At 72.9% G+C, this 7,496-nt stretch carries 3 protein-coding genes and 3 pseudogenes; 4 read left to right on the top strand and 2 right to left on the bottom strand.

What is annotated here, in order from left to right; genetic code table 11:
• Both AOK16_RS09460 and AOK16_RS09455 read right to left on the bottom strand, forming a co-directional pair.
• Positions 1 to 579 (bottom strand): annotated as a pseudogene (locus tag AOK16_RS09460) (FUSC family protein); the annotation flags it as partial.
• Between the two features lie 70 nt (positions 580 to 649).
• Positions 650 to 2,167: a glucose-6-phosphate dehydrogenase gene (locus AOK16_RS09455; protein WP_079101211.1), complete on the bottom strand. Its 1,518-nt coding sequence runs from the start codon at positions 2,165 to 2,167 to the stop codon at positions 650 to 652.
• 110 nt (positions 2,168 to 2,277) lie between these two features.
• Between AOK16_RS09455 and AOK16_RS09450 the strand changes: the two are divergent.
• The 4 genes and pseudogenes from AOK16_RS09450 to AOK16_RS09430 form a co-directional block, all read left to right on the top strand.
• Positions 2,278 to 3,153 (top strand): annotated as a pseudogene (locus AOK16_RS09450) (aminotransferase class III-fold pyridoxal phosphate-dependent enzyme); the annotation flags it as partial.
• A 211-nt stretch (positions 3,154 to 3,364) separates the two neighbouring features.
• Complete coding sequence (locus tag AOK16_RS09445; RefSeq protein ID WP_055471798.1) at positions 3,365 to 4,072, top strand: GntR family transcriptional regulator; 708 nt, start codon at positions 3,365 to 3,367, stop codon at positions 4,070 to 4,072.
• A 117-nt stretch (positions 4,073 to 4,189) separates the two neighbouring features.
• Positions 4,190 to 6,837, top strand: a pseudogene (locus tag AOK16_RS09435) (glycosyltransferase).
• Positions 6,838 to 6,994: 157 nt separating this feature from the next.
• Positions 6,995 to 7,496 (top strand): hypothetical protein (locus AOK16_RS09430; protein ID WP_055471795.1); only part of this gene is annotated, 502 nt, incomplete at its 3' end.

Below are 7,496 nucleotides of genomic sequence, written 5' to 3'. Positions count from 1 at the left end.
CCTTGCGAAGGCCACCGCCGTTGCGTAGCGCGAGACCGCGGCGGTGGCCTTCGCAAGGCGGTGGTCGTACGGGATCGGGGGTGGATCCGGCCACAGGAAGAGTTCGGCGGCGGCCAGGAGGACCACGCCGTACGTCAGGCCCAGGAGGCGGGAGTCCAGCGTGTCCGGCTCGTACGGCGGGAAGCAGGCCAGCATGTAGAACAGGTGCAGCCCGGCCGCGACGCCGAGGAAGCGCGGCCCGCCCAGGCCGGAGAACGTGACGAGGAACCCGACTGCGAACATCCCCGCCGCCGCGGCCCACAGGTCGCCCGCCAGCACGGTTCCCGCCGCCACCAGCACGGCTCCCGTCGGGAGCGCGGCGACCAGCGTCCGCGCCTTGCGGCGAGGCGGCCCCGGCACCTGCGACAGCACGCCCAGCGCGATCACGCCGAAGATCGCGTACGTGGCCATGACCGGGTCGCCGAACGCGTGGCGCGCGCTGTAGAACGCGGCGCAGGAGGCGACCGTCAGGCGCGCCGAGCGCCGGAAGGCCGGGGCGTAGCGGCGGGGTCGGCCGGGGGTGCGCGACCCGGCCGTCACGCCCCCGGCCGATCCAGGTCGCGCGTCCCCGGCCGACCGTCCTCCGGGGTTCCGGCAGCGCACGGAACGCTCAGCCCGGCCCGCCCGGCGGGTCCGCCGCCGGATCGTGCCACGCCTCCCCTTCCGGCAGCAGCCGGTCGGCCTCCTTAGGGCCCCAACTGCCCTGCGCGTAGGGGTGGACGGGCACCGCGTCGCCGAGCACCGGATCGACCACGCGCCACGCCGTCTCGACCGCGTCCTGCCGGGCGAAGAGCCACTGGTCGCCGTCCAGCGCGGCGCTGATGAGGCGGTCGTACGGGCGCATGTCCGAGCCGGGCTGCTGGGCGAACGCCAGCTCCTGCGGCTCCGGTTGCCAGCCCGCGCCGGGCTTCTTGCCGACGAGGGTGAGCGCGGCGGCGGTCTCCGGGTTGACACGGAACCGGAGGGTGTTGGCCGGACCGCCGCCGGACGCGCTGCCGGTGGCGCCGGAGCCGTCCGTGCCCTGCGCCTCGGCGCCGAAGATGTCGCGCGGCGGGCGGTGGAAGCGGACCACCACCTCCGTCGCGGTCACCGGCAGGCACTTGCCCGCCCGGATCAGGATCGGTACGCCGTCCCAGCGCGGGGAGGCGCAGGCCAGGCGCACGGCCACGTAGGTCTCGACGGTCGAGCCGGGGTCGACGCCCTGCACGTCGTGGTAGCCGGTGAACTGGCCGCGTACGACGTCCTCCGGGGTCAGCGGGCGGAGCGCGGCCAGCAGGCGGGCCTTGGCATCGGGCCAGCGGACGAGCGCCCCGCCGTCCGCCCCGCCGTCCTGCCCGGCGGCCTCGCTCGGCGGGTCGGCCAGGACCGTCGCGAGGACCTGGAGCAGGTGGTTCTGCAGGACGTCGCGGATCGCCCCGGTGCGGTCGTAGAACGCGCCGCGGTCGGAGACGCCGAACGACTCGGCCATCGTGATCTGCACACTCCGCACGTACGTTCTGTTCAGCAGCGGTTCGAGTACGGAGTTGGCGAAGCGGGTGTAGAGCACGTTCTCGACGGGGTCGAGGCCGAGCCAGTGGTCCACGCGGTAGATCGCGTCCTCGGGGAAGACCTCGTGCATGGTCGCGTTCAGCTCGCGCGCGCTGCCGAGGTCGTTGCCGAACGGCTTCTCCACCATCACGCGCGCGCCCTCGGCCCGGCCCGCCGCCGCGATGCCGCGGGCGACGCGGCCGAAGAGGGCGGGCGGGACCTCCAGGTAGAACAGGGCACGGCGGCCGGAGCCGATCGCGTCGGAGACGGCGGTGTACGTGGCGGGGTCGTCGAGGTCGCCGTCGATGTACCGGAGCAGGCCGAGCAGTTGGGTGCCGGCGCTGCCCGCGGGGTCGATGCCGTGGTCGCGCAGGGACTGGGCCGCGTAGTCGCGGAACTGCTCCAAGCCCCAGCCGCTCTTCGCCACGCCGATGACGGGGACGGTGAGGGCGCCGCGGGCCACGAGGTCGGCGAGGGCGGGGAAGGTCTCGAGTTTGGCGAGGTCGCCCGTGGCGCCGAAGATCACCAGGGCGTCCAGGTCTCCGGCGGGGGGCCGGGGGGCGCCCGTGGCGCCTGTCCGGTTGGGGTTTTCCGCGGTCATCGGCACCCACTCCTTCGGTGCGCGTCGCCCCCACGTGCTGCGTCCGCTGTCCGACGTCGCACGCCCGTTCTCCAGCGTCGCACGCCGTGCGCGCTCCCGCGCGGGGGGCGTGGGCCTCCGACACCGGCGCGGCCGGCGTCGTCCACTTCTGGGCGCCGTTCCTCTACCGCTCGCCGTTCCACGCGGAGACCGAGGAGCAGGAGTGCGAGCGCGCGCTGCGCCACCTCGAGGACACCATCGCGTTCGAGGGGCCGCAGACCATCGCCGCGATCATCCTGGAGACCGTGCCGGGCACGGCCGGGATCATGGTCCCGCCGCCGGGGTATCTGACCGGGGTCCGTGAGATCTGCGACCGCTACGGGATCGTCTTCATCCTGGACGAGGTGATGGCGGGCTTCGGCCGGACAGGCCACTGGTTCGCCGCCGACGGCTTCGACGTCGTGCCCGACCTGCTGACCTTCGCCAAGGGCGTCAACTCCGGCTACGTGCCGCTCGGCGGCGTCGCGATCTCCGCGGAGATCGCCGCGACCTTCGACCAGCGCCCGTACCCCGGCGGTCTGACCTACTCCGGCCACCCCCTGGCCTGCGCTTCCGCCGTCGCGACGATCAACGCGATGGCGGAGGAGCGGATCGTCGAGAACGCCGCCGAGATCGGCGAGACGGTCCTGGGGCCGGGCCTGCGCGAGCTCGCGGAGCGCCACCCCTCGGTGGGAGACGTGCGCGGCATGGGCGTCTTCTGGGCGCTGGACCTGGTCCGGGACAAGGAGACCCGCGAACCGCTCGTCCCGTACAACGCCTCGGGCGAGGCCAACGCCCCCATGGCCGCCTTCGCCGCCGCCTGCAAGCGCAACGGCCTCTGGCCCTTCGTGAACATGAACCGCACCCACGCGGTCCCCCCGTGCACGATCACCCCCTCAGAGGCCAAGGAAGGCCTCGCGGCCCTGGACGCGGCCCTGACCCTCGCGGACGAGCACGCGGCGCGCTGACCAGCTGCCGGGCGGCAGATCTCTCCCGCCGTGGCGGCGATCAACCACGCCGCCGGAGCTTGGCGGTGCCGACCGGCCGTGATCGGTGGGCGCCCCCGACCGGACCGGCCGTGATCGGTGGGCGCCCCGACCGCCCCGGCCCGCCGCAGGCGACACCGCATAGGGTGTCCGCGGCCCCACCCGCAGGGGGCCGCGGAAGGAGGGCGCAAGGATGCGCGGCACCGGCACCGGTCGCGGAATCCCCGCCAGGAGGGCACAGGTCACGCGCAACACCCTGCGCACCCAGATCGCCGAGGCCCTCCGCGACGAGGTCCTCGCGGGCCGCCTGCCCGCCGGGCGGCACGTTGCGGTCAAGGAGATCGCCGAGCAGTACGGCGTCTCGGCGACGCCGGTCCGCGAGGCGCTGGTGGACCTCTCCGCGCAGGGCCTGATCGACATGGAGCACCACCGCGGCTTCCAGGTGCACCGCTTCACCCCGGACGACTTCCGCAGCATGATCGCCGCCCGCGCCCTCGTGGTCGACGGGATCTTCCGCGCGCCCGTCCACCGCATGCTGCCCGGGGCGACCTCGCGCGCCCTCACCTCGATACGGCGCAGGGCCGAGGAGGCCGGACGGGCGGCCAGGGCCGGGGACTTGGAGATCCTTATCGGCTACGACCTGCGCTTCTGGCGCGAACTCGGCGCGCTCGTGGGAAACCCGCAGATCTCCGACTTTCTGGGCCGCCTCCGGGTGCAGTGCTGGGCCTTCGCTGTGCCGTACCTGCGCGCCGAGTCCGACCTGAAGGGGCGGTTGTGGAGCGGCCACGGCGCGCTGGTCGACACCATCGACCAGCGCGACCCGGCGAAGGCCCGCCGCCTCATCGCCGAGTGCGACGAGCACGCACTCGACCTCCTGGAGAAATTGACCAAGAACGGCTGAGAGGACAGGGAACCGGGGGCGGCCGAGCGGTGTAAATCAAGTACAACCAGGCACACTCCACGGCGGTCTTCATCCCGGACCGCCAAGGTCCGGAAACGAAAGGGGGGATGGCAAGGCATGGACGCCGTACCCAGGGCGGCTCTGCCCGCGCCCAGGTCGTCGCGGCCCCCCAACGCCCCGGCGACCCCCGCCGTCGACCTCACCGTGGTCATCCCCGCCTACAACGAGGAACACCGCCTCCGCCCCGGCATGGAGGAGGTCTGCCGCTACCTCCGCGCCACCCCCCACCACTGGGAACTGATCGTCGTCGACGACGGCTCCACCGACCGCACGGCCGCCGTTGCCACCGAAGCCGCCGGGGGAGAGCCCCGTATACGACTGCTGCGCGCGCCGGTGAACCGCGGCAAGGGCCATGCCGTACGGATCGGGGTACGGGCCTCGCGCGGCCGGCGTGTGCTGTTCTGCGATGCCGACGGCGCAACCCCCATCGAGGAACTGGCCGTGCTGCTCGGCGAATTGGACGCCGGTTACGCCGCCGCGATCGGTTCGAGGGCCCGCCCGGGCGCGCGGATAGAGGTCCACCAGCACGTGGTGCGCGAACTGCTCGGCAAGGCCGGCAACCGGCTGATCCAGGCCATAGCCGTCCCCGGCATTCAGGACACCCAGTGCGGCTTCAAGCTCTTCGACGGTGAGAAGGCCCGCGCGGCCTTCGCCCAAGCCCGCACGGACGGCTGGGGCTTCGACGTCGAGATCCTGCGGGTCTTCCGCGCCAACGACTGGCCGGTAGCCGAAGTTCCGGTCCGCTGGGCACACCAGCCGGGTTCCAAGGTCGGCCTGCTCGACTACGCCAAGGTGCTGGCGGAGGTCCTGCGGCTGCGGCTGCGACGCGAGGGGAGGGAGAAGTGACCAACTCGACGGATCCGATGGCTCCGCGCTGGGCGGCGGAGGAGATCGCACCGGCCGAGCCGGCCGTACGGGGGCGCACCGCCCGCTTCTTCCGCCTCCGCCGGGCATCCCTCACCGTGCCCGCCGCCTACCTCCTCGCCGCCCTTCTCCTCTACATCAACCTCTGGACCGACCTCGGCCGGGCGTATCTGGTCGACAGCATGCGCGACCAGAGCCAGTGGGAGTGGTTCTTCGCGGTCACCGCGCACAACGTGCTGCACCTGGAGAACCCGCTCTTCACGACCCAGCAGAACTTCCCGCTCGGCGTCAACCTGATGGCCAACACCGTGATGTTGGGCCTCTCCGTGCCCCTGGCCCCCGTCACCGCGCTCCTCGGCGCGACCGTGACCTGGGCGGTCGTCCTCACCGGCGGCCTGGCCGCGACCGCCACCGCCTGGTACCGGCTGATCCGCAAGTACCTCACCCGCAACCGCACGGCGGCGCTCCTCGGCGGCGCGGCCGCCGCCTTCGCGCCACCGATGGTCTCGCACGCCAACGCGCACCCCAACCTGGTCGTGCTGTTCGTGATCCCGCTGATCATCGACCGGTCGCTACGGCTGGCGGAGGGCCGCCAAGTCCCGCGCCACGGCGTGATCCTGGGGCTGCTGCTCGCCTGGCAGATCTTCCTCGGCGAGGAGGCCCTGCTGCTCGCCGCCACCGGCATGCTCGCCTTCGCGGCCATCTACGCATGCCTGCGCCCGGCCGTCGCCCGCGCCGCCTTCCCACCCCTGGTCCGCGGTCTCGCGATCGCCGCCGCGGTCTGTCTGCCGATCGTCGCGTACCCGCTGTACTGGCAGTTCTTCGGCGACCAGAGCTACCAGAGCATCCTGCACGGCCCGACCGGGAACCCACCGCTGTCCCTCATCGAGTTCTCCGGCCGTGCGCTCGCGGGGAACGAGGACACCGCAGCTGCCCTCTCCCTCAACCCGACCGAGCAGAACGCCTTCTACGGCTGGCCGCTGATCGCCCTGACGCTCGGTATCACCGTCGTCCTCTGGGACCGCGCCGTCGTACGGGCCCTGGCCGGAACGGCCCTCTTCACCGCCCTGCTGTCACTGGGGGCCGCCGTCCCCCTTCCCTGGACGGACACCACGGTCCCTGGGCCGTGGTGGGTCTTCGACCGGCTGCCGCTCTTCGAGTCGGTCATCGAGTCGCGGTACGCGATGGTGTGCGCCCCCGCCCTGGGCATGCTGCTGGCCCTGGCCTGGACCACGATCGCCGAATCCGCGGCGGACGCCCGCGGCAGGGACGACGGCACCGAGGAGCGGGACCGCTGCCACCGTGCCCTGGTCATCCGGGTGGCCGGCGGCCTCGCTCTCGGCGCGGCCCTGCTCCCGATCGTGCCCAAGCCGTTGAAGACCGTTGACCGCCCGGCCGTGCCCTCGCTCGTCGCCGACGGCGGCTGGCGCTCGTATGTCGAGCCGGGCCGGTCGCTCGTCCCCGTACCGCTGCCCTCGCCCGGCGAGGCGAGCGCGCTGAAGTGGCAGATCGACGCCGGCTTCGGATTCCCCCTCCCCGGCGGTTACTTCAACGGCCCCTTGGGCCCGGACCGGATCGGCATCTACGGCGCGGTGCCCCGCCCCACCAATGACCTGCTGCGCGAGGTCCGGAACAGCGGGCGAATACCGGCCATAGGCCCGGAGCAGCAGCGGGCCGCCCGCGAGGACCTGGAGTTCTGGCGCGCGGGGGCCCTCGTGCTCAGCGGCCAGCCCCACGAGGAGGCGCTGCGGCTCACTCTGGAACGGCTGCTGGGGCAGCCGGGCAAGCGCGTGGGCAACGCCTGGGTGTGGGACGTCGGCTGGGCGAGCGCCAGACGGTAGGCGCCGTGCCCGGACAGGTCCCCGGACAGGTCCCTGGGCAGGTCCCTGGACTGGGGGCCGCGGATCGAAACCGGCTGGGACGACGGCTGACGCACACCCGCATGACCACTACGCTGGCTCGACCAACGCGCCCGAGAGCTACGGAGAGAGAGCACACGTGGCCTGTGACCTGTGGCTGGTCCCCCTCGTCGATGTGCTGTGCCACAGCCCCGACAACCCGTTCGCCGAAGAGATCGCGACCTACGACAAGGCGCTGCACGAGGCGGGCCTGCCGCCCGTCCCCGTCTTCGGCTACATGCCGGGGCTGTCCGGAGACGTGGCCCCGGTCGCGGGGTTCGACTACGACGCGCTGCACTTCCTGCGCCGCGCCTATCTGCTCCAGATCTGCGGCCTCCAGGTGACCCCGGTCGACGAACTGGGCGGAGACTACGAGCAGTTGCTGGAGATGTTCGAAACCACCGCCCAGCAGTCCCATCTCGTCTGGCACTACGACCACGCGGGCGCCTATGTGCCGGTGGACTTCGACCGGCCGCTGGCCAACGACGAACTGCTGGAGGGCGGTGGCCCGTTGGGTTCCAGCCATGGCCTGCTGCGCGAACTGCAGGCGGTCGGCCCGGCGATCGGCATCGACCCCGCCAACCCGCCCGCGTCCCCCGCCC

It is taken from the genome of Streptomyces pathocidini, assembly GCF_001418495.1.
Lineage (GTDB): Bacteria > Actinomycetota > Actinomycetes > Streptomycetales > Streptomycetaceae > Streptomyces > Streptomyces pathocidini.
The sequence above is the reverse complement of the archived record's forward strand: the minus strand, read 5'-3'. Positions and strand labels throughout refer to the sequence as shown.

Bases quoted from the DNA above. Each gene is read 5' to 3' on its own strand.
- AOK16_RS09455 (WP_079101211.1), bottom strand. From the start codon at position 2,167: ATGACCGCGGAAAACCCCAACCGGACAGGCGCCACGGGCGCCCCCCGG.
- AOK16_RS09445 (WP_055471798.1), top strand. From the start codon at position 3,365: ATGCGCGGCACCGGCACCGGTCGCGGAATCCCCGCCAGGAGGGCACAG.